Here is a 25,875-nt window from a genome sequence, read left to right on the forward strand (position 1 = left end):
GGCGCACCGGCGTAGACGACGTAGCGCAGCGAACCGAGGTCGTGCCGTGTCGCCTCGGGGCCTGCGTGAGGGTCGTCAGGATCGTCGGCACGGTGAAGGCGTTGGTCACCCGCTCGGTCTCCACGAGCTGCCAGATCTCGGCCGGGTCGAGACTGATCCGTGTCGGCAGCACGGTCTTGGCGCCGCGGGCGACCTGAGGCAGCAGGTGGATCCCGGCGCCGTGCGACAGCGGCGCCACGACGATCTGGGCGTCGTCGCGGTCGAGTCCCGGCATCAGATCGCAGATGTGGTTGGTCACCACGAAACCGAGCCGGTCGTGGGTGAGCACGACTGCCTTCGGGCGTCCGCTCGTTCCCGAGGTGAAGAAGTACCAGGCGGGATCGCCGTTCCACACCGCCGCATCCGTCTCGGGGGAGCTCATCTCCGGAAGTCCCGCGATCGCGCCGGGAGTGTCGGCCGCGGCGCCGAGCCACAGCGTCCCGCCCGGCAGCGCGACCGCATCGGACACGGCCGCGGCGTGCTCGCCGTAGTCGGCGTGGCAGATCAACGCCGCGGGTGTCGTCAGCCGGGCGAGGTCGGCGACCTCCGCGGGGGTGAGGCGGAAGTTGGCCGGGGCGAACACGGCACCCGCCCGCCAGATGCCGAACATCGTCGCGACGAGCTCGACGTGGTTGGGGGAGTGCACGAGGACCGCGTCCCCGCGGCCGAGCCCGCGTCGGCGCAGTTCCGCGGCCACGTCGGACGCGCGGGCGTCGAGCTCACGCCAGTTGAGGCGCCGCCGGCCGCGGACGACGGCGTCGCGATCGGGCAGCCGGGCCGCGGTGTCGGTGAGGAGCCTGGCCACGTTCACCGCGCGCAGCGGACCCGCGGCCGAGGTCGGTGCGCTCATCGGATGCGCTCCAGCACCGAGCAGTAGTTGGCGACGGCGACACCGCCCATGTTGAACACGCCGGCCAGCTCGCTGCCGGGCACCTGCATGTCGCCGGCCTCGCCGGTGAGCTGCAGCGCGGCCATGATGTGCTGCGAGATGCCGGTGGCACCGATGGGATGTCCCTTGGCCTTCAGTCCGCCCGACGGGTTGACGGGCAGCGCACCGTCGCGTTCGGTGCGGCCCTCGGCCAGCACCTCGGCACCCTTGCCGGGCTCGGCAATGCCGAACGCCTCGTACTGGAGCAGTTCGGCGACGGTGAAACAGTCGTGGGTCTCCAGCAGGTCCAGATCGGACAGTCCGGCGCCGGCTTCGGCGAGGGCGTCGCGGAACGCCCTGGCCGCCCCGGAGAAGGCCAGCACGTCCGCGCGCCGGCTCAACGGGAGGTGGTCGTTGGCGTGGGCGCGGCCACGCCACCCGACGGCCCGCGGTGCGTGCGCCGCCACGTCCGGTGCGGCCACGACGAGCGCCGCCGCACCGTCGGACACCAGCGAACAGTCGGTCCGCCGCAGGGGATCGGCGACCAACGGGTTCCGCTCGGAGACCTGGGAGCAGAAGTCGAACCCGAGGTCCTTGCGCAGATGGGCGTAGGGGTTGCCGACGCCGTTGCGGTGGTTCTTCGCGGCGATCCGCGCCAGCGTGTCGCCGTGCTCGCCGTAGCGCTCGAAGTACTCGCGGGTGAGGTCGGCGAAGATCCCGGCGAAACTGCCCGCCCGCTCCTCCTGCCTGCGGTAGGAGGCGGTGAGCAGCGCATCGCCCACGACGTCGCCGTCGGCGGCGGTCATCTTCTCCGCACCCGCGACGAGCGCGACCCGGCCCCGTCCGGATTGGACGAAGTCGAGCGCCGCGAACAGCGCCGACGACCCGGTCGCGCAGGCGTTCTCGGTGTGCACCGCGGGCACGGTCGCCAGCTCCGGGGTGCCCGCGCCGACGAGGCCGGCTTCGAAACCCTGGCGCGACAGTCCACCGTTGAAGACGCCGACGACGATGCCGTCGACGTCGGCGGCGGACAGGCCCGCATGCTCGAGCGCGGGGCCGGTGACACCGGCGAGCAGCGCCTCGACGTCGGGTTCGGCTGCCTTGCCGAACGTCGAATGGGCCCAGCCGATGATCGCGGGGCCGGTGACGGGATCCGTGGTCATGGTCTTCCTCTCGTCCGTCGGGACTGCTGAGCCCGGACCAGTGCGGTGTGGACGGTCGCCGCCTCCTGGGCCAGGAGTGCGGCGAGGTCGTGTTGCCGGTTGCGGTCCAGCCGTTCGGCGATGCTGGCGACGCTGAACGCGGCCACGGGACGGTCCGCGGCGTCGTGGATGGCGACCCCGACCGCCCATGAACCGGGCACGACGCGTCCCTCGTTGAGCGCGTATCCGGCCTGGCGCGAGCGCCGGACCAGGTGCCGCAGCGCGTCGTCGTCGAAGAGCGGATAGCGCCGGCGCGTGGCGGACGTCGAGGCCAGCACCTCCTCGACCTCGGCATCGGACAGTGCGCTGAGGATGGCGAGGCTTCCCGCACCGATGCCCAGCGGATGGCGGTCGCCGACGGCCAGTGCGTAGTTCCGGATCCGGCCCGGCCCCTCCTGCCGGTGGGTGCAGACGCCGTAGCTGCCGTGGCGCACGGTGAGGAACGACGTGTCGGCGGAGGCGTCGGCCAGGCGGATCAGGCTGTCGGTGCTCAGCGCACCGAGATCGCCGCCGTCCTGTTCGGCGAGCCCGCCGAGCACCCGGGCCTGAACGCCCAGTCGGTAGAGCGCGCTGTCGGGGTCCTGTTCGACGAAGCCCTCGCTCGCAAGCGCGACGAGGGTGCGGCGGACGCTGGCCTTCGGCCGTCCGCTGACGCGCGTCAGCTCGGCGAGCGACACGCCCTCGGGACGGTCGCGGGCGAGCACGCCGACGAGATTCAACAGCACGAGCGCCCGTTGGATGCTCTGCGAGCCCGCGGGGCGGGGGCCGTCGTCGGCGGTGTGAGCGATGGTCCACGATGCGGACCGCCTGGCTGCGTGTCCGGGATCGACGGGACGGGTCCGCGGTGGATTCGCGTCGGCATTGGCGCTCACACCACCCATCATGCGAGCGCGAAGCCTCGCGTCGCAATGGTCCACGATATGGACCGAAGATCCACCCGATGGATTGACACCGTTGATCGGGTCTCTCAGGATCGGTGTGCCCTTCCGGGCGGACGAGGAGAACGGACAATGATGTCGAAGCGTCTTCGCGGTGCCGTCGCGCTGCTGGCGTGCCTGGCGCTCGGCGCGTGCGGTACGCCCAGCGCCGGCCCGAACGACCCGGTCTACACCTGGGACATGACCGTCACGGTGGGCGAGTCCTCCACGTGGTACCAAGCGGCCGAACGGTTCGCGGACACGTTGGAGCGGGAATCCGACGGCCGGATGCAGCTGCGCGTGTTCACCGGCGAGCAGCTCTCGGCCGGCGACCCGGTCGCGGGTGTCGAGCAGTTGATGAACGGGGACAAGGATTTCTCGTACAACTCGACGATCATCTACGCCGGGATCGACCCGCGCTTCGGCGCGATCAACGCCCCGTTCCTCTACCGGGACTACGACGAGGCCGACCGCGCGCTCCGCGGCGGCGCCACCGAGGCGTACGAGAAACTGACCGCGGAATTCGGCATCACCATGCTGGGATTCGGCGAGAGCGGTTTCCGGCAGCTGACCAACAACGTGCGTGCGGTCGAGCAGCCGTCCGACCTCGCGGGCATCAAGACGCGGATCCCCGGTATCGGCATGTTCACCGACTTCTTCCGCGACCTGGGCGCGAACCCGACGACGATGAACTTCTCCGAGGTCTTCACCTCGTTGCAGCAGGGCACCATCGAGGGCCAGGAGAACCCGATGGACGTCATCTCCTCGTCGGGACTGGCGGAGGTGCAGACGTATCTGACGGTGTGGAACTACGTCTACGACCCGCTGGTGCTCGGGGTGAACCAGGAGCTGTTCGACTCGCTCAGCCCGGAGGACCAGGAGATCGTCCGGGAGGCCGCGGCCGATGCCAACGCGTTCCAGGTCGAGACCAACCGTGGTCTGGAACAGCAGCAGATCGCCGAGCAGTCCGAGCTGATGGAGACGAGCGAGCTCTCCGACCGTCAGCTCGAGGATTTCCAGCGTGCCGTCGGGCCGCTGCACGAACGGTACGAACAGGTGTGGGGCCCCGAGATGGTCCGCGCCGTGACCCCGGAGCGCTGAGCCGTGCGCAAATCCACTGTGGACCGCGTGCTCGAGGTGGTGGAGAACGTCCTGGCGGCGGTGCCGTTCGCCATCGTCGCCGTGGTCGCCTTCGTCAACGTCGTCAGCCGCTACTTCCTCAACGCGTCGTTGGCGTTCACGTCCGAGCTGACGGTCAGCCTCGCGGTGTGGATGGTGATGATGGGCGGCGTGGTCGCCCTCCGCGAGGGAGGGCACCTCGGGTTCAGCGCCCTGCACGATGCGGCCACCGGCGCGGTGCGCGCGGTCATGACGGTGCTCATCTCCGCCGCGATCCTGGCGTTCCTCGCGGTGCTGCTGATCTTCGGCATCGACGTGGCGATGCTGCAGGCCGAGAGCGGACGCACGACGCCGTCCATCGGCATCCCGCAGTGGCTGTTCACGATCGCCCTGCCGGTCGGCGCGCTGCTCGGGGCGTACCGGACGGTGCAGGCGGGCCGGAACGGCTTCCGGCGATCCACAGTGGACGCCCTGCCGAGTGAGGAGGCCGACCGGTGATCGGTGCCGTGCTGTTCGCCAGCTTCTTCGTGTTGCTGCTGCTCGGGGTTCCCGTAGCGTTCGCCCTCGGCGTCGCCGCATGTGTCGCGCTGGTCGCGATGGGCGGGTTCACCGAGCTGTCGCTCGTACCCAACGTCTTCACGGCGTCCGTGTCGTCGGAGACGCTGCTGGCCATCCCGTTCTTCATCCTCGCCGGCGTGATCATGGAGTACGCGGGCATCTCACGCAGGCTCGTCGATTTCGCGCACGCATGCGTGGGCGGGCGCAAGCATGGGCTCGCGATCGTCGTGGTGCTCGCGGCGTTCTTCTTCTCGGCCATCTCCGGCTCGGGGCCGGCCACGGTCGCGGCGATCGGAACGATCCTGATCCCGGCGTTGATGCGCCACGGCTACCGGGCGCGGCACGCGACGTCGCTGCTGGCGACGGCGGGGTCGATGGGCCTCATCGTGCCGCCCAGCGTCGCGTTCATCATCTTCGCCGTCGTGGTCAGCGACTTCGAGGGCGTGTCGATCGTCCGGCTGTTCGTCGCGGGCATCATCCCCGGCATCCTGCTCGCCGCGGCATTGATGATCGCGAGCCTGTTCCTGCCCCGCAGGCAGGTCGCCGCGCCGGCGAGGGTCGGCGTCGGCGGCGGGGGAGGTGCCGACACCGAGTCCGGCGCCGGTGGTGACGGCAGTGACGGCACTGAGGGCCCTGGCGGCAGTGGCGTGGACGGTGGCGGTGGCGCCGCTCTGGAGTCGGACGAGCCTGCGCGAGGGTTCGGGGCGTCGCTGGTGAAGGCGATTCCCGGGCTGTTGGTGCCGCTCATCATCCTCGGCGGGATCTACGGCGGCATCGTGACGCCGACCGAGTCGGCCGTCGTCGCCGCGGCGTACGCGCTGATCGTCGGTCTGCTGGTGTACCGCGAGATCCAGCTCCGCCAGCTCTACCGGATCCTCGTCACGGCGTCGGCGCAGTCGGCCGTGATCATGCTGATCGTCGGTGCGGCGTCGGTGTTCGCCTACGTCGTCACGGCCAACGAGATCGCCGAGAGCATCTCCGCCGCTCTGCTCGGACTCACCGACAGCCGGGCGCTGATCGTGTTGCTGGCGATCGTGTTGCTGCTGATCGTGGGCGCGTTCATCGACGCGGTGTCGGCGCTGTACCTGTTCGTCCCGGTGATCGCGCCGGTGCTGCTGGCGGCCGGTGTGGACGTCACGACGATCGGCGTGCTCATGGTGGTGAACCTGGCGCTCGGCCTGGTCACCCCGCCGGTGGGCGTCAACCTGTTCGTCGCCGCGGGCATCGCGCGGGTTCCGCTCGTCGAGGTGGTCAAGGGCATCCGTCCGTTCTTCCTGGCCGGGCTCGCCGTCGTGCTGCTCGTGGCGTACGTGCCCGCGTTGTCGAACTGGCTGCCGGATCTGTTGGGCTTCTGACGAGGGGAGCAGCGATGAACCCGTTCGATCTGACCGGTCGGGTGGCGGTGGTGACCGGCGGCGCGCGCGGCATCGGCCTCGCGGTCGCGACGACGCTCGCCCGGCAGGGCGCCGACGTACTGGTCGTCGACCTCGCCGACGAGGCGCCCGCCGTCTCCGCCCTCGCGGCCGACGTCCCGGATCGGCGGGTGCGGTATCGACGTGTCGACGTCCGGGACGCGGAAGCCGTCGCGGCGTCGGTCGACGACGTCGTCGCCGAACTGGGCGCCGTGGACGTCCTGGTCAACAACGCGGGAACGGCCGGCCGCAACGGATTGGCGAGCACCGGCGACGACGAGTGGTGCCGCGATCTCGACACGAACCTGCGCGGCACGTTCCTGTACTGCCGGGCGGTCGAACCGCACATGCGGTCGCAGGGGAGCGGGCGGATCGTCAACGTCAGCTCGATCTCCGGCATCATGGGCGGCCCTCGATCCGGCGGTTCCGGAGGCGGCCGCTCCGGGCCGGCGTACGCCGCGTCGAAGGGCGGCGTGATCGCGTTGACGAAGTGGTTGGCCAAGGAACTCGGCGATTCCGGGATCACCTGCAACTCGGTGGCTCCCGGGCCGATCGCGACGGAGCTGACCAGCAACGTCGCCTACGCCCTCGACGATCAGGTGATCAAGCGGATGGGCCGGCCCGAGGAGGTCGCCGCCGCGGTGGCCTACCTGGCCGGGCCGGGGGCCGGCTTCGTCACCGGGCAGGTGGTGAAGGTGTGCGGCGGGGCCGCGATCGGCTGACGGTAAGTGAATTCGGACGAGTCGGCACACGAGACGGACGCGGGTTGTTAGGTTGCGGGGGAGCGGGCGTGGGGAGTCCCGTCCGCGATCGGTTGTGGGTATGTGGTGGTGTTCGTGTTGAGTGCCGATGTGGCCATGGCGGGCAAGCTGATTCGGTTCGACGAGCTCAAGGGGTATGGCTTCATCACCCCGGACCGGGGCACCGAGGACGTGTTCGTCCACGTCAACGACATCGACATGGATCGGTCCCAGTTCGTGCCGGGTGCGCGCGTGGAGTTCGTCGTCGAGGACGGCGACCGGGGACTGAAGGCGTCGAACGTGCGACTGCTCGAAGCGGCGACGCCGGGTTTCGAGACGGCCCCCGGTGCCGGTCCCGGAGTCGCTGCCGCGCCTGCGGTGCACGGCGACGGTTCGGCGGATGTGTTGACCAGGGACGAGCTCGAACGGGAGGCCACGGAGTTGTTGCTCAGCGGCGTTCCGGATCTGTCCGGTGGTGAGGTCGTCGCTGTGCGCAGGCTGATCATGAAGCTCGCCGAGCGGCACAACTGGGTGGACTCAGCGAACTGAGTCCGGAACGCGGAAACCGCGGAACGTCACCGGTTTGCGCACGGCGAACCCGAGCCGTTCGTAGAGCGCGATGGCGCCGGTGTTCGACGCGGCCGCGTGCAGGAACGGACGTTCGCCGCGGGCCGCGATGCGCGCGGCCAACGCCGTGACCAGACGTGTCGCGTACCCGCGTCCGCGCGCCTCGGGCGCGCTGCAGACCGCGCTGATCTCGGTCCAGCCCGGCGGCCGCAACCGTTCGCCGGCCATGGCGACGAGCGTGCCGCCCTCGACGACACCGAGGTAGGTGCCGAGCTCGTGGGTGCGCGGACGGAACGGTCCGGGCGCGGTGCGGCGCACCAAGTCGAGCATGGCGGGGACGTCGTCGGCACCGAGCTCGACCAGCGCCGAGTAGCCGGAACCATCGGTCTCGGCATCGTCGTTTGTGCTGGTGGTGGCTACGAGCTGCACACCGTCGAGGGAGAACACCTGCTCCCACTCGGCGGGCGGCGGGGCGGGACAGTCGAACAGATCGGCCGCCCCGCCCGGTCCGAGCAATCGCGCGAGATCGGCCCAACTCTGCAGGTCGGGGTCGGTTCCGACGGACGAGAAGGTCGCGACGTCGGCCTCGAACGTGACGGCGCGCCCGACCCGGCGGGCAAGGTGGGCGTGCGTTCCGGTGAGCGACGTGCCGACCGGATCGTCCAGCACGGACGTGTCGCTCATCGTCATGCGGCCCAGCGTAGGTCGCTCCGCCGACCGGGCAGGCGCGGCCCGCGGCCCACCTGGACGGGTGTGATCCACGTAGCACCATGGGGCGTAAGTGAAACGAATCCGGCGCTTCGAACGATCACATGGTCGGCGATGACTAAACTGGGCCTTCACGGCCCGGCGCGGCCGTCGTCAGGCCTCCGTAGCTCAGCTGGATAGAGCAAGAGCCTTCTAATCTCTAGGTCGCAGGTTCGAGTCCTGCCGGGGGCGCGCTGACCAGCCCAAACGGCTTCGAGACTCGAACCTATGGGGGTCAACCCTCCAGAAACCCGCCAAGAACTCCCGCGACGAGCGCGGCGGTCGGGGTTATCCTCGGCCGCCGCGCTCGTCGCTATCGGTGCTCGCTGCCGACCCCTCCCGCCTGTGCGCGCTCTGTGATTACTCGGCGGCGATCGGACCCGTGCGGCTCGTGATCGCGTCACCCTGGGCACGCCGTCTTCGCGGAGGTTCGCGCAGATGAACCGGCGTCTAGGCGTGATCTCGGCCGACCTGATCGACGAGAATGGCAGCATCGCGCCGCTGCGCCTGTGCAGGTTGGCCGACGGAGCTACGCGAGATCGCCGGCGTACTCGAGGCGGCAGCGGCCGAGCGCGAGCGCCGCACCCAACTCGCTCTCTCGGCCAGTGATCGTAGCTTGGCGACGAGTTGGTGGATGGAGTCGCCGCACAACGCGGCGTTAGCGGGTTGGCCGCAGCCGGTGGCGCAAGGGTTTCGGTGCATCCGAATCTCCGCTCGTGCCCCCGCTGCTCCGGTCTTTCTCCTCTGGATCGCGCACATCGAGATTGCGGCGGGCTAGCAGCGTGAAATCGATGAGTGCTCGATCTGCGACCTCGATCGCACGGGTGACGACCGCTGGGTCCGCTGAATCGCCGTCCCCGTCGGCGTCCTGATCGGCGTATGCAACAAAGGCGTCGGTTGCATCGCTGAGCGTGTTGCTCAAGTTGCCCACAGCGGCGACCACCTCCCTGGAACCGACTAAGGCGACTTCGGCGCGAGCTCTCTGGCCCGCTGCGATCAACTCACGGAGCCGCCGTATCTCATCACATTGCCTCGCTGCAACGCCTCGCCGATAGCCGTCAGCAGCATGCAGGACTCCCGGGCTTGGTCGATCACGTCCGTATATACCTTGACGCGCTTGTCGCGCCAGTAGTCGAGATCGGCACGCTCGCGCTCTCGCTGCCACCGTTTGTCGTCGCGCCGAGCGGTGAAGAACCCGTTCAGCCAGGCGCCGCCCACTGACCCGACCAGTGCGATCCCGGCTATCACGAACGTCGCCCAGAGCGGTACTTGATCCTTCATTACAGCCTCTCCTGCGCCATGCGTTCCGCGAGCGTTCATCTTGTCAGGGTGCTCATGTGCCGGAGTCGTTCTCCGGTCTGTCGTCTCGACGTTCCAGCACCGATGACCAGGCCGCGCCGATCAGCAGGTCGGTGATGATCCAGCGCCAGTTGCCGACGAACACTGCGGCCGCAATCGAGACCAGTAGCAGGGCGAAGCCGACGTGACGGCGATGCGCAGGCGAGTGCGTGGGGCCGATTTGGCGGGACTCCGGCGGTCAGGCCCTCGACACGGTCACGCCGATGGGCTGAGATCGGGAGGGGACAGCCCCTGAGGGTATGGGCCTGGTCATCGCGGCGTTCTGTCGAAGATGGTGGCTACAGGATGGAGCGCGCACCGGGGTGTGGGCTCGGCTCCTGTAACAGCCGCTGGGCAGTCTGGCGATAAGGTGGCCATGGAGCAGCCTGACATGCTGGATGAGCAGCAGGAGTTGCTCAAGCTTCTGCGGTCACTCCTTGACAGTTGGCAGACTTTGCCACCTAAGGCTGAGCTCTGCAAGGGCAAGACCGTGGCGCAGGTAGCCACGGTGTTCGGCCTTGCTGCGCATACACATCGACTCGCAACTGCAGTTGACATGCTGTGGAGCGCGGGAATGTATATTGAATCGGCGCCATTGATACGCGGCGCGATGGAGAACGCGCTGACCGCTCAGTTTGTGGCGCAGGTGGACGACGGTGTTTACGGCCTTCTTAACAACTATGCGAGGAAACGTAAAAATCTTGTCGACGAGATCGTCAAGGCTGGCTACCTATCCTCTGATCAGTTGGCCTCCCAGTTGGACGAGTGGGAGCCAGTTCAGACGCCAAGCACCGATTCGGCCACGAAAGTTCAGCAGTTATGTAATGACCTGGAGCCGGGCGGGTCGCAAGCATATGCATGGTACCGACTGTTATCCGCGTGGTCCCATGCGGGAGGCGCCATCGTTGACGAGTATGCACACGATGACCCTTTCCAACTTTCCATTACCCCGGACAAATTTCCGCCATCAACTGGCTTTCTCGTGATTCTAGGTGGCAGTGTGGTCTGGGCGGGTCGAGCATATGACATGCTTACACGCGGTAAGGGGCGACGGGAAGAGCTTCGCCGCGCGGCGGGAAAGATCGGAATCGTACCGGAACTACACCCCAGCGCCGCCTATCGTCGACGGGTCCAGGCTGAAAAGAAGAAGCGGCGCTCAGAGCGGTAAATGGCCGGACGGGTTGGGCGGTGGGAGATACCAGAACCCACCGCCCAAGAGCCTCAGCTACACGCCAGCAAGCTCAGTACGCACGCCGTGCTGCCTGCCGACGGCGAGCTAGCGTCCAACGAGGACGCCCGTGTGCCCACGGTGCTCACTGCGTGAGGAGGGACTCCACCTGACCGGCCGCGAGGGCATGGTCGATCACCATGAACGCCGCGCCGGACACGCCGGCCTCGTCGCCGGAGCGCAACGGCACGATGCGCAGGTTCTGCGTCGCCAGCGGCAGGGAACGTTGATAGACGGCTTCCCGCACTCCCGCGATCAGGTGTTCACCCGCCAGTGAGAGCGCGCCCCCGACCGCGAGCACGGACGGGTTGAACAGGCTGACCGCCGTCGCGAGGACCTCCCCGATGTCGCGGCCCGCTTGCCGGATGTGCTGCAACGCGGCCACCGAACCGTTGCGGGCGAGCGTGACCACGTCGGCGCTGTTCGTCGCGGGGACACCCACCTCGGTCAGCTTCGCCGCGATCGCCGCCCCGCTGGCGACGGCCTCCAGGCACCCGACATTGCCGCAGTGGCAGAGGATGTCGGTGTCGTGCGGCACCCGGACGTGCCCCATGTCGCCCGCCGCACCCTGCGACCCGCGGTGCAGCCGGCCGTAGCTGATCAGGCCACTGCCGATGCCGGTGGCGACCTTCACCAAGATCATGTGCTCGTATTCGGCCCAGTGGGCGCGGTACTCGCCGAGCGCCATGATGTTGACGTCGTTGTCCACCAGCGTCGCCGCGCCGAGTTCACCGCGCACGAACGCGGGGACGTCGAACCCGTCCCAGCCGGGCATTATCGGCGGACTCGTCGGCTTGCCCGACAGGTGCTCGACGGGCCCGGGCAGCCCGATGCCCACGCCGAGCAAGTCGGATTCGTCCCGCTCGGCCTGCGTGAGCAGCGCGCGGCCGCGGTCGCACACCTCCCGCAGCACGACCTCGGGGCCGTCGGCGATGTCGAGGACCTTGTCCTCCTCCACCAGCACGTCGCCCGCGAGGTCGGTGACCGCGAGCTTGGCGTGGGTCGCGCCGATGTCGGCGGCGAGCACCACCCTGGCCGCCGGGTTGAAGGCGACCATCGTCGCGGACGGCCGCCGGTGGAGTTGGCCTTGTCGCTGAACTTCAGCAGGCCCGAACTGAGCAGGGTGTCGATGCGCTCGGCGACGGTGGAGCGTGCCAGGCCGGTCTCGGCGGCCAGCTCGGCGCGGGTACGTGGCCGCCCGTCGCGCAGGAACTGGAACAGCGTCGCCGTGCCTGTCGGTGCCAGCTCACCCCGAGTCATGTGACCGCCTTCCTTCCCCTCATCAGCAGAATTCGCTAGTTCGACACTAGAACAACCCTGACTTCTCACGTCACAGATGCGGCCATTTGGATGTAAATCGGCGGACTTATGATGCCGAACAGGCAAAAGTGCGCCTATAGTCCAGCGCCATGAGCTCAAGGGAGAGCGAGATCACAGACGATGCGGGGCTGGAGCCCCTGCTGCGCATGAGCGGCATCGTCAAGCACTTCCCCGGCGTGAAGGCGCTGGACGGCATCGACCTCGAGGTGCGGGCGGGCGACGTCCACTGCCTGCTGGGGCAGAACGGCGCAGGCAAGTCCACGTTGATCAAGGTGCTGGCCGGGGCGCACCAGCCGGACGGCGGCACGATCCGCTGGCACGGCGAGGACATCCGCATCGCTGGCCCGCAGGACGCGATCGACCACGGGATCGCCACGATCTACCAGGAGCTCGACCTGGTCGACGGGCTGACCGTGGCGGAGAACATCTACCTCGGGCACGAGCGCGCGCGATGGGGAGTCGTCGCGCGCACCGACGCGAACCGGTCGGCCGCCGAGCTGCTGCGTCGTCTCGGTCATCCCGAGGTGGACCCCGATGTCGAGGTGGGGCGCCTGCCGGCCGCGGGAAAGCAGATCGTGAGCATGGCCCGCGCGCTGTCGCACGAGGCCGAGCTGATCGTGATGGACGAGCCGTCCGCCGTGCTGGACCAGGAAGAGGTCGCGCGGCTGTTCGGCGTGATTCGCGAGCTGGCGGCGCAGGGCGTGGCGATCGTCTACATCTCCCACCGGCTGGAGGAGATTCGCGAGATCGGCGACCGGGTCACCGTCCTCAAGGACGGGCGTACCGCCGCCACCGGACTCGCCGCGGCCGAGACGCCGACGTCGGAGATCATCCGGCTGATGACCGGCCGGTCGATCGAGTACGCCTTCCCGGAGCGGTCGCAGCGGCAGCTGGGCGACACCGTGCTCGAGGTGTCGGAGCTGAGCAGGCCGGGGGAGTTCCGCGACGTGTCGTTCACCGTGGCCGCCGGGGAGGTCGTCGGCCTCGCGGGACTGGTCGGCTCGGGCCGCTCGGAGATCCTCGAGACGATCTACGGCGCGCGCAAGGCGCAGGCGGGGACGGTGTCGGTCGCAGGCCGCCGGTTGCGCCCGGGGCGGGTGGGAGCCGCGGTGGCCGCGGGTGTCGGCCTGTGCCCCGAGGAACGCAAGAGTCAGGCACTCGTGCTGCACGAGTCGGTGGCGCGCAACATCTCGCTCGCCAGTCTGGGCCGGTTCGCCCGCGGCGGTTTCGTCAATCGTCGGGACGAGCGGCGTGCGGCCGACGACCAGGTTCGCGCACTCGACGTGCGGCCCGCCGACGCGGCGCGCCACGTGGGCACGCTCTCCGGTGGCAACCAGCAGAAGGTCGTGCTGGCCCGCTGGTTGTTGCGCGAGTGCCGGGTGCTGGCGCTGGACGAACCGACCCGCGGCGTCGACGTCGGCGCGCGGTCCGAGATCTACGCGCTGATCAGGGATCTGGCGGCCCGCGGTATCGCGGTCGTCGTTGTCTCCAGCGAGATCGAGGAGGTGATCGGACTGTCCGACCGGGTCCTGGTGATCTCCGACGCGTCCTCCTCCACGACGGTCCCGCCGATGAGATCGACGAGCACCGGGTGCTCGACATGGTGATGGAAGGAGACGCCGCGTGAGGACCGTTGGCACGTCTGAATCGCCGGGCACGATGCCGCCCGGCGGGCGCACCGAAGGGTCGGTGCGCCGTGTCACCGGGTTGTTCTCCGGTCCTTCCGGTCGCAACCTCGGTCTGGTGATCGCGCTGCTGCTGCTGTGCGTCGTCGGTGTGATCACCGCGGGCGACCGCTTCGTCAGCTTCGACAACATGATGACGATCCTGCGTCTCGCGTCGGTGATCGGCGTGGTGAGCGTAGGCATGACGTTCGTGATCACCGGCGGCGGTATCGATCTGTCGGTCGGTGCGATCGTGGCGCTGTCGTCGGTGTGGGCCTCGACCCTCGCCACGCAGGCGCTCGCGACCGACACCCACTGGATCGTCATGGTCACCACGGCGTTGCTGGTCGGCGCGGGCTGCGGCCTCGTGAACGGGATACTCATCGCCTACGGCAGGATGGCGGCGTTCATCGTGACGCTGGCGATGATGGCCGGTGCGCGTGGACTCGCGGAGATCATCGCGCAGAAGCGCACGCAGGTCGTCACGGTCAGCGGTTTCACCGACGTCATCGGTGGCAGGGTGCTCGGCATCCCGGTGCTCGTGATCATCTTCGCGGTGGTCGCCGTCGCGGGCTGGATTCTGCTCAACCGCACCACGTTCGGCCGCCGGACCCTCGCCGTCGGTGGCAACCCGGAGGCGCGAGGCTTGCGGGAATCAACGTCAAGCGGCACACCACGCTGCTGTACGTCCTCGTCGGTGTCGCATGTGGACTCGCGGCGGTGATGCTGCTGGCGCGCACCACGGCGGGGACCTCGACGCACGGCACGCTCATGGAGCTCGACGCCATCGCGGCCGTCGTCATCGGCGGGACGCTGCTCTCGGGCGGTCGCGGCACGATCGTCGGCACCGTCTTCGGTGTGCTGATCTTCACCACGCTCACCAATGTCTTCACGCTCAACAACCTGGACACGTCCACCCAGGCCGTGGCGAAAGGCGCGATCATCGTCGTCGCGGTGCTGCTGCAACAGCGCGTCGCGGCCCGCAACGGCTCCCCGCCGTGAACCGCGCGACTCCCCACGCGACTCCCCACGCGAAACCCGTCGGAACACTCATCTCCGAGGAGAGAACCATGCGGCACCGCAGCAGACTCCTTCGCGCCACCGGCGCCATGGCAGCCCTCGCCATGCTCGCCACCGCCTGTACAGGCAACGATCCGGCCGCACAGGAGGCCGACAACGACCCGAGGGCGGTCAGCGAGAACGACGATCCCGGCGAGGAAGTCGTCATCGGTTTCTCCGGCCCGGAGGCGGACCACGGCTGGCTGGCGGCGATCAACTCGACCGCCATTGCCGAGGGCGAGGAGTACGAGGACGTCACGTTGCGGGTCGCGGAAGGCACCAACGACCCGAACATGCAGATCAGCCACATCGAGACGTTCATCAACGACGGCGTGGACGCGATCGTGCTGTTGCCGACGGACGGCGCGGCGCTGACCCAGGTCGCCACCCAGGCGATGGACGCGGGCATCCCGGTCGTCAACGTCGACCGCGAGTTCTCCAGCGAGTTCGCCGCCCGCACCACGATCCTCGGTGACAACTACGGAATGGGCGTCTCGGCGGGCAACTACGCCTGCAATCTGGTCGAGGAGAACGACCTCGGCGGCGACGCGGTGGTGACCGAGATCGCGGGCACGGACTCGCTGCCGCTGACCCAGGACCGCTCCGACGGGTTCAAGGACGCGCTGGAGCAGTGCGGTCAGGAGGTCGACCACCGGGTGGCCGCGGACTTCACCGTGGAGTCCGGCGAGCAGGCGGCATCGAACCTGCTGCAGGCGGTGCCGGAGATCGACATCATCTGGAACCACGACGACGACCAGGGCGTGGGTGTCAAGGCCGCGTTCGAGAGCGCGGACCGTGACGAGTTCGCCTTCCTCGGTGGTGCCGGCTCGAAGAACGCGATGCGCTGGATCCAGGCGGGCGAGATGGAAGCCACCGTGCTCTACCCGCCGACGCAGGCCGCCGACGGTGTCCGCCTCGCGCGGCTGCTCGCCCAGGACAAGGGCATGTCCGACCTGGTGCAGCGAGAAGTACCGCGCCGGATCGTGTTGGACGCGCCCGTCGTCACGCAGGAGAACGTCGAGCAGTACCTCCCGCTCGGATTCGAGTCCTGACGCACCGCACCGACGAACCACCCCGGGAGGGCTGATGACGCACGTGGACAGAGCGCCGATCGGGATCGGCATGATCGGCTACGCCTTCATGGGGATGGCGCATTCCCAGGGATGGCGCAACGCCAAGAGCTTCTTCGATCCGAAGCTGGAACCGCGGCTGGTTGCGCTCGGCGGGCGCGATCGCGCCAAGGCCGAGGAGATGGCCCGCCGGTTCGCCTGGCAGAGCGTGGAAACCGACTGGCGCGCACTGATCGCCAGGGACGATGTCGGCCTCGTGGACATCTGCACCCCCGGTGACACGCACGCCGAGATCGCGATCGCCGCGCTCGCGGAGGGCAAGCACGTGCTCTGCGAGAAGCCTCTCGCCAACTCGGTCGACGAGGCCGAGGAGATGGCCAAGGCCGCCGAACAAGCCCGCGCCGACGGCGTCCGTGCGATGGTCGGATTCACCTATCGGCGTGTTCCCGCACTCGCGCTCGCACGAAAACTCGTGCGCGACGGCCGGATCGGCACGCTGCGCCACGTCAGGGCGCAGTACCTGCAGGACTGGCTCACCGACCCGGCTGCTCCCCACTCGTGGCGGCTCGACGCCACCAGGGCGGGCTCCGGCGCGCTCGGTGACATCGGTGCTCACGTGATCGACCTGACCCAGTTCCTCACCGATGAACACATCACCGGGGTCAGTGCCACGCTGGACACCTTCGTCCCCGAACGTCCGCTGCCAGGCGGCGACGGCACCGGGAAGGTGACCGTCGACGACGCGGCGGTGTTCCTCGGCCGGTTCAGCGGCGGTGCGCTGGCCACCTTCGAGGCCACTCGCTACGCCACCGGCCGCAAGAACGCCATTCGCATCGAACTGAACGGGACCGAGGGCAGCCTCGCGTTCGACTTCGAGGACATGAACACCCTGCGGTTCTACGACGCCTCGGCGCCGGACGAGACCCAGGGCTTCACCCGGATCCTCGTCACCGAGCCGACGCACCCCTATCTCGGCGCGTGGTGGCCGCCCGGCCACGTGCTCGGCTACGAACACGGCTTCTCGCACCAGCCGCCGATCTGCTCACCGCCATCGCCGACGGCACCGACCCCGAGCCGTCGTTCGCCGACGGGCTGCGGGTGCAGCGGGTGGTCGCCGCGGTACAGGCCAGTGCGGAGGCCGGCAGCGCGTGGGTCGACGTCGCGGGAACGAACGCAAACACAGCAGGAACGACATGGGAGGTGGCGTGATGGCACGACCGGTCACCCTGTTCACCGGGCAGTGGGCGGACCTGCCGTTCGAGGAGGTCGCGAAGCTCGCATCGGAGTGGGGCTACGACGGGCTGGAGATCGCCTGCTGGGGCGATCATCTCGACGTCTGGCGCGCGGTGGAGGACGAGTCGTATCTCCGGTCCAGATTGGACATCCTGGACAAGCACGGGCTCGGCGTGTGGGCGATCTCAAACCACCTCAAGGGGCAGGCGTCTGCGACGACCCGATCGACGCGCGCCACAAGGCGATCCTGTCCGAGCGGGTCTGGGGTGACGGCGAGCCGGAGGGCATCCGGCAACGCGCGGCCGAGGAGATGAAGCACACCGCGCGGGTCGCCGCCCGGCTCGGCGTGAACACCGTCGTCGGCTTCACGGGTTCGGCGAACTGGAAATACGTGGCGATGTTCCCGCCGGTGCCCGCCGACCTGATCGAGGCCGGATACCGGGACTTCGCGACCGGTGGAACCCGATCATGGACGTCTTCGAGGAAGAGGGCGTGCGGTTCGCGCTCGAGGTGCACCCGTCGGAGATCGCCTACGACTACTGGTCCACCGTGGCCACCCTCGACGCGATCGGGCGCCGGGAATCGTTCGGCCTGAACTGGGATCCGAGCCACATGGTGTGGCAGGACATCGACCCCGCCGGGTTCCTCGTCGACTTCGCGGACCGGATCTTCCACGTCGACTGCAAGGACACCAAGCGCAACACCGGCAACGGCCGCAACGGCAGGCTCGGCTCCCACCTGCCGTGGGGTGACCCGAGGCGCGGCTGGGACTTCGTGTCCACCGGACGTGGGGACGTGCCGTGGGAGGCGTGTTTCCGCGTGCTGAACTCCATCGGCTACGACGGTCCGATCTCGATCGAGTGGGAGGACGCGGGCATGGACCGGCTGCGGGGTGCTCCCGAGTCGCTGCGGTACGTGCGCGAGCAGTTGTTCGACCCGCCGGAGGCCGCGTTCGACGCCGCTTTCAGTTCCTGAACCCCGACACCCGCGCGCCTCGCCGCGCGTGCAACACACCCGATCCTGACGTCTCCAACGAAGAAGTACGGAATAGGAGGGTTCATGTGTTACGGATTCGATGGTGAGAGGGCGGTTCGCCGCTCGCTCGGTGAGCGCGGCATCAGCAGACGAGGTGCGTTGCGGTCCGCGTTGGGCGGTGCGGTCGGTGCCGGGCTTCTCGCCGCCGGGTTCGCGGCACCCGCGGCACAGGCCACCGTCCCGGGTGCCGGACTTCGCCGGGTGCGCCGGGATTGATCAGTGTCCAGTTGTTCACGACGCGCTCGGACCTGGAGGGTGAGCCGGGCTTCGACGCCACGTTGCGGATGCTGGCCGACACCGGATACCGGAAGGTGGAGCAGGCGCTCGGCTACTTCGGCCGCACCGCGCAGGAGCTGCGGGAGTTCTACGACGACATCGGCATCTCGGCGACGTCCGGCCACGACGACATCAGCGACAGCGAACAAGCTCTGCACACCAAGATCGACAACGCACGCACGCTCGGCCAGTCGTTCATGGTGGTGCCCTATCTGGACTCGTCCGACAAGGCCGACTGGCAGCGGTGGGCGGAGCAGATGAACCACGAGGCCGAGGTGGCCCGGTCGGCCGGCCTGCGCTACGGCTACCACAACCATGCGCAGGAGTTCACCACCGATCTCGGCGGCGGCGTGACGCCGTGGCAGGTGCTCACGTCCGAACTGGACCCGGAGCTCGTGCACCTCGAGCTCGACATCTACTGGGCAGTGCGCGGCGGCATCGAGAGCGGTGACGGGGCGAGCGACCCCGAGGGCTTCACGATCGACGTGATCCGGTCCGCGCCGCAGCGCGTGCTGCAGTACCACGTCAAGGACCGGCACGCCCACGACGGCGACATGGCCGACCTGGGCACCGGCCACATCGACTTCGCCCGCATCTTCCGTGCGCACCGCGTGCGGGAGTACATCGTCGAGAACGACACCCCGGACGTGACGGTCCGCCAGACCGTCGAGGTCGGCTACTCCTACCTGCGCACGCTGCGTTTCTGATGCCCAATCCGTCGATCGGCCGGTCGTCACCCGGCGCCGGCCCCATCCAGTGACGTGCGGTCACGTCAGCCGCGCGTGTGTTCTCCACCTATCCGAGGAGAGTTCGTGATGCGCAAAATACCCGTCACGGCGCTCGTGGCCGCCGTGACAACGGCGCTACTGACAGCGCCAGGACTGTCCACGGCGGAGGAAGAAGCTCCGCCGCCGGACTCGGAGTTCCAGAAGGTCGTCCTCGACGACACCCCGGGCGAGCCGATGGATCTCGCCGTGCTGCCGGACGGCAGGGTGCTGCACACCACTCGGCCGGGCGAGGTGCGGATGCACGTCCCGGACACCGGTCGCAACATCGTCGCCGCAGACCTCGACGTCTACGAACACGACGAGGAAGGCCTGCAGAGCATCGCCATCGACCCCGGCTTCAACGGCAAGACGAACCGCTGGGTCTATCTCTACTACTCGCCGCCGTTGGACACCCCGGAGGACGATCCGTCCACACCGGACGTCAACGAGGGCGACGCTCCCGAGGTCGGGACGCCGGAGGACTTCGCCCCGTTCGAGGGCGAGATCCGGCTGTCGCGGTTCCAGCTCGACGGCAACACCCTGGACCTGTCGAGCGAGCAGCAGATCCTCGAGGTTCCGGTCGATCGGGGAATCTGCTGCCATGTCGGTGGGGACATCGAGTTCGACAGCGACGGCAATCTCTACCTCGCCACCGGCGACGACAGCAACCCGTTCTCCTCGGACGGCTACACGCCCATCGACGAGCGGGAGGACCGCAACCCGGCCTTCGACGCGCAGCGCGCCTCGTCCAACACCAACGACCTGCGCGGCAAGGTGTTGCGGATCAATGTCGGCGACGACGGCTCGTACACCATCCCGGAGGGCAACCTCTTCGAGCAGGGCACGGCGAAGACGCGCGCGGAGATCTACCTGATGGGACTGCGGAACCCGTTCCGCATCGACATCGACCCCCACACGGACGCGCTCTACGTCGCCGACTACTCGCCGGACGCGACCGCCGCCGACCCGGACCGCGGCCCGCAGGGGACCGGCAAGTGGTTCGCCGCGACCGAACCGGGCAACTGGGGCTGGCCGTACTGCGCCACCGCCGAACTGCCCTATGTGGACTACGACTTCGCCACCGGTGAGTCCGGCGAGACGTTCGACTGCGCGGCGCCGGTGAACGAGTCCCCGCGCAACACCGGGCTCACGGAGCTACCGCCGGTGGAGCAGCCACAGCTCTGGTACGACTACGAGGAGTCGTCGCAGTTCCCCGAACTCGGCACCGGGGGTATCGGCCCGATGGCCGGCCCCGTCTACGAGTTCGACCCCAAGAACCTCGTCGGCCGCGCGCCGGTCGCCTGGCCGAAGCACTACGACGGGTTGCCGCTGTTCTACGAGTGGACCCGGGACTACATCAAGGGATTCCACCTCGACGAGTCCGGCGCGCTGACCGGCATCGAGGACGTGGTGTCGTCCATCCCGCTGTACGCTCCGATGGCCATGGAGTTCGGCCCGAACGGTGCGCTCTACATGCTGGAGTACGGCAAGGGCTACTTCGGCGAACTGCCGGAGGCGTCGCTGTCGCGGATCGACTACATCGGACCGAACGGCAACCACAGCCCGGAGGCGAAGGCCACGGCCGACGTCGACAACGGGGAGGCACCGCTGACGGTGCAGTTCTCCAGCGAGGGCACCAAGGACGCCGACGGCGACCAGCTGCGCTACGCCTGGGACTTCCACGCCGACGGCAAGGTCGACTCGCGGGAGCCGAACCCGACGCACACCTACACCGAGAACGGGGCCTACAACGTCTCGTTGCAGGTGACCGACGTCGGCGGCAAACACCGGGGCAAGACCGGCGTCGCCGAGGTGCCGATCGTCGTCGGCAATCAGGCACCGGAGGTGGAGTTCGTCACGCCCGTCGACGGGCAGGAGTTCTCCTTCGGTGACGTCGTCCAGTACGAGGTCTCGGTGACCGACGACCAGCCGGTGGACTGCTCGCAGGTCGAGGTGACCTACATCCTCGGCCACGACGATCACGGTCACCCGCAGACAACGTCGTACGGGTGCTCCGGCTCGATCCGGACCACGGTGCCGGGCGGTCACGACCCCGAGCACGACAACTTGTACGGCGTGTTCGACGCCAGTTACACCGACCCGGGCGAGGACGGGCTGCCGTCGCTGTCCGGCAATGACCGGGTCGTGCTCGAACCGGTGCAGTAAACGCACCGCTGCCAACGGGACGTGAGTCGTTGTGGTCGCTGCGGCGGCCGCAACGACTCACGTCCGGCGGTAACCCAACCACCTCAGGGAGGCCGGAGGATGGCACCGAAGACCGGACTGTGGTTCATCGGCGCGCGGGGGTCGGTGGCCACCACCGCGACCGTCGGCGCGCTCGCGTTGACCGCGGGACTGACGCGGCGCACCGGGTGCGTCACCGATCTGCCCGAGGTGGCGGTCGCCCGGCCGCCCGGAGTGGCCGATCTGCTCATCGGCGGCCACGACGTCGCCGGCGACTCGCTGCCGAAACGCGCCGAGGCGCTGGCCGACGGCGGGGTGTTCGGCATCGAGCTCGCGCGGGCGGTGCACGACGGGCTCACCCGGGTGGACGCCCGCATCCGGCACGGCGTCGCGAGCACCGCTCCGCACGGGCCCTCCGAGGGAACCCAGCGGGAGGCGGTCGAGCAGATCAGCCGCGACCTGGCCGGATTCCGCGCGGCGCACGCGTTGGACCGGGTGATCGTCGTGGACGTCGCCACCACCGAGCCCCCGGTCGCCATGACCCCGGAACTGTCCGATCTGGACACACTGGAGCGGGCATTGGCGGCGGGCGAGTCGCCGTTGCCGGCCAGCTCCCTCTACGCCTACGCGGCGTTCCGGGCCGGGTGCCCGGTCGTGGCGTTCACGCCGAGCCCCGGACCCCGGCTTCCCGCACTGGCGCAACTGGCCGAGCGGGTGGGACTGCCGTGGGCGGGTTCGGACGGCAAGACCGGGGAGACGCTGGTCAAGTCGGCGCTCGCGCCGATGTTCGCGACCCGCGCGCTGCGGGTGCGCTCCTGGGCGTCGTACAACCTGCTCGGCGGGGGAGACGGCAGGGCACTCGCCGACCCGGTGACGGCGACGAGCAAGACGGAGACCAAGGGCAAGGGACTCACCGAGCTGCTGGGCGAGCCGGTGGACGGCCCACTGCACATCGACTACGTCGAAGATCTCGGCGACTGGAAGACGGCGTGGGACATGGTGTCGTTCGAGGGTTTCCTCGGCACCAAGATGTCGATGCAGTTCACCTGGCAGGGCTGCGATTCCGCGCTCGCCGCGCCGCTGGTGCTCGACCTCGCCCGGTTGGTCGCCCGCGCCCACCAGGCCGGCGAGTCCGGCCCACTCGGCGCGCTCGGCTTCTTCTTCAAGGACCCCGCAGGCGACTCCGGGCACGACCTGGCCGGCCAGTGGCGCGCCCTCACCGAGTGGTGTGAGCGGCTGGCAGGTGACCGATGAAGGCCCGGGACGCGGTCGAGTTGGTACGGCTGCCTGCCGTCCTGACCATTCCCGGCGACAGCCTTGCCGGCGGCGCGGCGGCGGGCTGGCCGTACGGCACGCGGGGCTGGGCGATGCCGGCCGCCTCGGCGTGCTTCTACCTGGCGGGCATGGCGCTCAACGACTACGCCGACCGGGAGCTGGACGCGTGGAACGCCCCGAACGCCCGATCCCGTCCGGCAGGGTGCGGCCCGGCGAGGCACTCGCGCTGGCCGCCGGGTTGACCGGCGCGGGCCTGGGCATCGCCGCCGCCGTGGGCGGTCGCACCGCCGTCCGGATCGCGGTGCCGGTCGCCGCGGCGGCGTGGACCTACGACCTCGTCGCGAAGAACACCCCGGCCGGACCCGCCGTCATGGCAGCCGCGCGGGGGCTGGACGTGCTGCTCGGAGCTGGGGGTCGACCGCGGAGGGCGGCGCTGCCGGCCTCCGCGGTCGCCGGGCACACGCTCGGCGTCACCAGCCTGAGCAGGGGCGAGGTGCACGGGGGATCGCGGCGCACCGGCCTCGCGGCACTCGGCACGACGGCGTCGGCGGCGGTGGCGGCGACGGTCGCCGCGTTGCCGCGCCGTCGCGGCGGCCGCACCGACGACACGCGCCGCGCCGTTGCCGCCGCCGCGTTCGCCGCCACGTACGCGGGCACGGTCGGGCGCGCGCAGGCCGGCGCCGCGCGCAACCCGGACGCCGCCACGGTCCGCACCGCTACCGGCGCCGGTGTTCGAGGCGTCATCGGATTGCATGCCGCTCTCGTGGCCGGGACCGGGGCGATCGGGCTCGCCGGGGGACTGCTGGCCGCGGGCCCGATCGCGCGGCTGGCCTCGAAGGTGGTGTCGCCGACATGACCCTGCGTTTCGGCTACGGCACCAACGGATTCGCCGGACACCGCCTGGATGACGCCCTCGGCGTGCTCGCCGATCTCGGCTACGACGGTGTCGCGCTGACCCTCGACCATCCGCATCTCGACCCGTTCGCCCCCGACCTCGCGCCCGCACCGACGACGTGCGCCGCCGTCTTGCCGCGTACGGGCTCGGCGTTGTCGTCGAGACCGGTGCCCGCTACGTCATGGACCCGTGGCGCAAACACGAACCGACGCTGGTGTCGGACGCCGGCCGTGAGCGTCGCGTCGACTACCTGCATCGCGCGATCCGCGTCGCGGCCGACCTCGGCGCGGAGGCGGTGTCGTTCTGGTCGGGGACGGTGCCCGAGGGCGTCGGTCCCCCCGAGGCCTGGGAGCGGCTCACCAGCGGCGTCGAGCAGGTGCTGGCCGAGGCCGAGCGCCGCGACGTGCGGTGCGCGTTCGAACCGGAGCCGGGCATGTTCGTCGACACGCTGGCGGGGGTGGCGGAGCTGCGCCGCAGGCTCGGTGATCCCGAACGCCTCACGGTGACCGTCGACGTCGGACACTGTGTCTGCAACGAACCCGCCCCGCCGCAGGACCGCATCCGCGACGTCGGGTCGCCCCTCGGCAACGTGCAGATCGACGACATGCGCCCCGGGGTGCACGAGCACCTCGAGTTCGGCGACGGCGAGGTCGACCTGCCCGCCACGCTCCGCGCGCTGCTCGACGTCGGCTATCAGGGGCTGGTCAGCGTGGAGCTGCCCCGGCATTCCCATGCCGCGCCGGCCGTCGCCGCGCGGTCGCTCGACGCGCTGCGCACCGCCAGGGCAGCGGCACTCGCGGCGGAGGTGACGCTGTGACACGACCGGACGACCTGCTCGACACCGAAGGCAGAGCCAGGCTCGGCGAGCTGATCGACGAGGTGACGTCCGCCCCGGAGCGGATCGCGGTGCTGCTGCCCGCCGTGGCGCGCGTCGTCGGCAGGGGGCCGGCCGACCCGGACGACCCCGACGGCATGGTCACGCCCCGGATCGAGGACCAGGCCAGGGTCGCGCTGGTGCGCGCCGCCGCCCGGAACTGGGATCGGGATGCGCTTGTCACGGAGATCGGCGCGCTGTACCGGCACGGCGACGCCGACGAGAAACGCGCCGTCCTGCGCGCCCTGGACCACCTCGACGTGGGCGGCGCAGCGCTCGATCTGGTGGGGGACGCACTGCGCGGCAACGACACCCGGCACATCGCGGCGGCACTCGGCGCCTACGCGGCGCGGCACCTGGACGCGCACAGCTGGCGGCACGGCGTGCTGAAGTGCCTGTTCACCGGCGTTCCGCTGGCGGCGGTGTCCGGGATCGCCGAACGCGGTGACGCCGAGTTGGCCCGCATGGTCGCAGCCTTCGCCGCCGAGCGCCGTGCGGCGGGCCGCGACGTCCCGGCGGATGCGGCGTGGCTGCTCGACCAGCTGGCTCCGCAGCGACCGGATCTCGACGGGGCGGTTGTCCCCGACCAGCAACGCGCGCGCCCGTGACTAGGAGGACCGATGCGCATCTTCGACCCCCACATCCACATGACCTCCCGCACCACCGACGACTACGAAGCCATGTACGCGGCCGGGGTCCGCGCGGTCACCGAACCGGCGTTCTGGCTCGGCCAGCCGCGCAGCAGCGCTGCGTCGTTCTACGACTACTTCGACTCGCTCCTCGGCTGGGAACGGTTCCGTGCCGCCCAGTTCGGCATCCGCCACCACTGCACGATCGCGCTCAACCCGAAGGAGGCCAACGATCCCCGGTGCGCCGAGGTGCTGGACGCGTTGCCGCGCTACCTCGCCAAGGACGGCGTGGTCGCGGTGGGCGAGGTCGGGTTCGACTCGATGACCGACGACGAGGAGAAGGCCTTCGTCCGGCAGCTCGACCTCGCCGGGGAGCACGACCTGCCGGTGCTGGTGCACACCCCGCACCGCGACAAGGTGGAGGGCACCCGACGCACCTTGGAACTGGTCGCGGCGTCCGGGCTGCCACCGGAACGCGTGCTGGTCGATCACCTGAACGAGGTCACTGTCGACCTGGTGGCCGATTCCGGTTGCTGGCTCGGGTTCTCCATCTACCCGGACACCAAAATGGACGAACATCGCATGGTCCGGATCCTCGGCGACCACGGCCTGGACCGGATGATCGTCAACTCCGCCGCCGACTGGGGTCGCAGCGACCCGCTGAAGACGGCCAAGACCGGGCAGGCGATGCGGGACGCCGGCTTCGATGAGGACGACGTCGACCGCGTGTTGTGGCGAAACCCCGTTGAGTTCTACGGCCAGAGTGGACGGCTGCTCCTCGACCCGATCGACAGCGACCAGACCGCGACGTTCGAGGGCAACTCCGTGCTGCGCGGCCAGCGTCCGGCGTGAGGGGGCT

General features: G+C 69.5%; 21 protein-coding genes, 1 tRNA gene and 6 pseudogenes. 20 read left to right on the top strand and 8 right to left on the bottom strand.

Features of this window, described 5'->3' with window-relative positions:
* Positions 1 to 82: 82 nt before the first annotated feature.
* The 3 genes and pseudogenes from BJF85_RS29775 to BJF85_RS06715 form a co-directional block, all read right to left on the bottom strand.
* Positions 83 to 889, bottom strand: a pseudogene (locus BJF85_RS29775) (AMP-binding protein); the annotation flags it as partial.
* The gene (locus tag BJF85_RS06710) at positions 886 to 2,070 is read right to left on the bottom strand and encodes an acetyl-CoA acetyltransferase (protein ID WP_075846207.1); all 1,185 of its coding nucleotides are present in this window, start codon (positions 2,068 to 2,070) and stop codon (positions 886 to 888) included. The gene BJF85_RS06710 and the pseudogene BJF85_RS29775, both read right to left, overlap by 4 nt.
* Positions 2,067 to 2,981 (bottom strand): IclR family transcriptional regulator, encoded by a 915-nt coding sequence (locus BJF85_RS06715; RefSeq protein WP_222844456.1) that lies wholly within the window; start codon positions 2,979 to 2,981, stop codon positions 2,067 to 2,069. The genes BJF85_RS06710 and BJF85_RS06715 overlap by 4 nt, the downstream gene beginning before the upstream one ends.
* A gap of 141 nt (positions 2,982 to 3,122) precedes the next feature.
* Here BJF85_RS06715 and BJF85_RS06720 point away from each other — a divergent pair, with 141 nt between their 5' ends.
* From BJF85_RS06720 to BJF85_RS06740, 5 genes are all read left to right on the top strand, one after another.
* Positions 3,123 to 4,127: a DctP family TRAP transporter solute-binding subunit gene (locus BJF85_RS06720; RefSeq protein WP_139320500.1), complete on the top strand. Its 1,005-nt coding sequence runs from the start codon at positions 3,123 to 3,125 to the stop codon at positions 4,125 to 4,127.
* A gap of 3 nt (positions 4,128 to 4,130) precedes the next feature.
* On the top strand, positions 4,131 to 4,643 hold the full coding sequence (locus BJF85_RS06725; RefSeq protein ID WP_255375450.1) for a TRAP transporter small permease: 513 nt from the start codon (positions 4,131 to 4,133) through the stop codon (positions 4,641 to 4,643).
* On the top strand, positions 4,640 to 6,058 hold the full coding sequence (locus BJF85_RS06730) for a TRAP transporter large permease (protein WP_075846210.1): 1,419 nt from the start codon (positions 4,640 to 4,642) through the stop codon (positions 6,056 to 6,058). The genes BJF85_RS06725 and BJF85_RS06730 overlap by 4 nt, the downstream gene beginning before the upstream one ends.
* A 14-nt stretch (positions 6,059 to 6,072) precedes the next feature.
* A complete protein-coding gene (locus BJF85_RS06735; protein ID WP_075846211.1) occupies positions 6,073 to 6,837 on the top strand; it encodes an SDR family NAD(P)-dependent oxidoreductase in 765 nt (254 codons plus the stop codon).
* Positions 6,838 to 6,951: 114 nt separating this feature from the next.
* Positions 6,952 to 7,404, top strand: coding sequence for a cold-shock protein (locus tag BJF85_RS06740; RefSeq protein WP_255375451.1), 453 nt, complete (start codon positions 6,952 to 6,954; stop codon positions 7,402 to 7,404).
* Here BJF85_RS06740 and BJF85_RS06745 read toward each other — a convergent pair.
* Complete coding sequence (locus BJF85_RS06745) at positions 7,393 to 8,112, bottom strand: GNAT family N-acetyltransferase (RefSeq protein ID WP_075846212.1); 720 nt, start codon at positions 8,110 to 8,112, stop codon at positions 7,393 to 7,395. The genes BJF85_RS06740 and BJF85_RS06745 overlap by 12 nt on opposite strands.
* A gap of 175 nt (positions 8,113 to 8,287) precedes the next feature.
* Here BJF85_RS06745 and BJF85_RS06750 point away from each other — a divergent pair.
* Positions 8,288 to 8,361, top strand: a tRNA-Arg gene (locus BJF85_RS06750).
* Positions 8,362 to 8,827: 466 nt separating this feature from the next.
* On the opposite strand, the gene BJF85_RS27165 is transcribed toward BJF85_RS06750, so the two are convergent.
* Positions 8,828 to 9,100, bottom strand: coding sequence for a hypothetical protein (locus BJF85_RS27165; RefSeq protein WP_222844457.1), 273 nt, complete (start codon positions 9,098 to 9,100; stop codon positions 8,828 to 8,830).
* Between the two features lie 65 nt (positions 9,101 to 9,165).
* Positions 9,166 to 9,450, bottom strand: a complete 285-nt coding sequence (locus BJF85_RS06755) for a hypothetical protein (protein WP_075846213.1) — start codon at positions 9,448 to 9,450, stop codon at positions 9,166 to 9,168.
* 433 nt (positions 9,451 to 9,883) lie between these two features.
* Here BJF85_RS06755 and BJF85_RS27170 point away from each other — a divergent pair, with 433 nt between their 5' ends.
* Positions 9,884 to 10,675 (top strand): DUF5677 domain-containing protein, encoded by a 792-nt coding sequence (locus BJF85_RS27170; RefSeq protein WP_139320502.1) that lies wholly within the window; start codon positions 9,884 to 9,886, stop codon positions 10,673 to 10,675.
* A 145-nt stretch (positions 10,676 to 10,820) separates the two neighbouring features.
* On the opposite strand, the gene BJF85_RS06760 is transcribed toward BJF85_RS27170, so the two are convergent.
* Positions 10,821 to 11,792, bottom strand: a complete 972-nt coding sequence (locus BJF85_RS06760; protein WP_255375452.1) for an ROK family protein — start codon at positions 11,790 to 11,792, stop codon at positions 10,821 to 10,823.
* Positions 11,793 to 11,845: 53 nt separating this feature from the next.
* Positions 11,846 to 11,995, bottom strand: a pseudogene (locus tag BJF85_RS31190) (winged helix-turn-helix transcriptional regulator); the annotation flags it as partial.
* Between the two features lie 206 nt (positions 11,996 to 12,201).
* Between BJF85_RS31190 and BJF85_RS06765 the strand changes: the two are divergent.
* The 13 genes and pseudogenes from BJF85_RS06765 to BJF85_RS06820 all read left to right on the top strand — a co-directional run bounded on the left by BJF85_RS06765 (position 12,202) and on the right by BJF85_RS06820 (position 25,868).
* Positions 12,202 to 13,682 (top strand): annotated as a pseudogene (locus BJF85_RS06765) (sugar ABC transporter ATP-binding protein).
* A gap of 32 nt (positions 13,683 to 13,714) precedes the next feature.
* Positions 13,715 to 14,721: pseudogene (locus BJF85_RS06770) on the top strand (ABC transporter permease).
* Positions 14,722 to 14,789: 68 nt separating this feature from the next.
* A complete protein-coding gene (locus tag BJF85_RS06775) occupies positions 14,790 to 15,830 on the top strand; it encodes a substrate-binding domain-containing protein (RefSeq protein ID WP_075846214.1) in 1,041 nt (346 codons plus the stop codon).
* Between the two features lie 34 nt (positions 15,831 to 15,864).
* Positions 15,865 to 17,057: pseudogene (locus BJF85_RS30885) on the top strand (Gfo/Idh/MocA family protein).
* Positions 17,057 to 18,056 (top strand): annotated as a pseudogene (locus BJF85_RS30890) (sugar phosphate isomerase/epimerase family protein). The pseudogenes BJF85_RS30885 and BJF85_RS30890 overlap by 1 nt, the downstream one beginning before the upstream one ends.
* A gap of 272 nt (positions 18,057 to 18,328) precedes the next feature.
* Entirely contained in the window at positions 18,329 to 19,099 is a 771-nt protein-coding gene (locus BJF85_RS06790) for a sugar phosphate isomerase/epimerase (protein ID WP_222844459.1), read from the top strand.
* 108 nt (positions 19,100 to 19,207) lie between these two features.
* The gene (locus tag BJF85_RS06795) at positions 19,208 to 21,325 is read left to right on the top strand and encodes a PQQ-dependent sugar dehydrogenase (protein WP_083666025.1); all 2,118 of its coding nucleotides are present in this window, start codon (positions 19,208 to 19,210) and stop codon (positions 21,323 to 21,325) included.
* Positions 21,326 to 21,424: 99 nt separating this feature from the next.
* A complete protein-coding gene (locus tag BJF85_RS06800) occupies positions 21,425 to 22,597 on the top strand; it encodes an inositol-3-phosphate synthase (protein WP_075846216.1) in 1,173 nt (390 codons plus the stop codon).
* Complete coding sequence (locus BJF85_RS31195) at positions 22,594 to 22,860, top strand: hypothetical protein (RefSeq protein WP_369822105.1); 267 nt, start codon at positions 22,594 to 22,596, stop codon at positions 22,858 to 22,860. Before BJF85_RS06800 ends, BJF85_RS31195 begins: the two co-directional genes overlap by 4 nt.
* Complete coding sequence (locus BJF85_RS06805) at positions 22,785 to 23,474, top strand: UbiA family prenyltransferase (RefSeq protein ID WP_369822106.1); 690 nt, start codon at positions 22,785 to 22,787, stop codon at positions 23,472 to 23,474. The genes BJF85_RS31195 and BJF85_RS06805 overlap by 76 nt, the downstream gene beginning before the upstream one ends.
* A 157-nt stretch (positions 23,475 to 23,631) precedes the next feature.
* Entirely contained in the window at positions 23,632 to 24,330 is a 699-nt protein-coding gene (locus BJF85_RS31200; RefSeq protein WP_369822107.1) for a sugar phosphate isomerase/epimerase family protein, read from the top strand.
* The gene (locus tag BJF85_RS31205; RefSeq protein WP_139320503.1) at positions 24,327 to 24,995 is read left to right on the top strand and encodes an EboA domain-containing protein; all 669 of its coding nucleotides are present in this window, start codon (positions 24,327 to 24,329) and stop codon (positions 24,993 to 24,995) included. The genes BJF85_RS31200 and BJF85_RS31205 overlap by 4 nt, the downstream gene beginning before the upstream one ends.
* 12 nt (positions 24,996 to 25,007) lie before the next feature.
* Positions 25,008 to 25,868: a TatD family hydrolase gene (locus BJF85_RS06820; RefSeq protein ID WP_075846217.1), complete on the top strand. Its 861-nt coding sequence runs from the start codon at positions 25,008 to 25,010 to the stop codon at positions 25,866 to 25,868.
* The last annotated feature ends 7 nt before the right edge of the window (positions 25,869 to 25,875 follow it).

It is taken from the genome of Saccharomonospora sp. CUA-673 (genome assembly GCF_001942305.1).
Classification (GTDB): domain Bacteria; phylum Actinomycetota; class Actinomycetes; order Mycobacteriales; family Pseudonocardiaceae; genus Prauserella.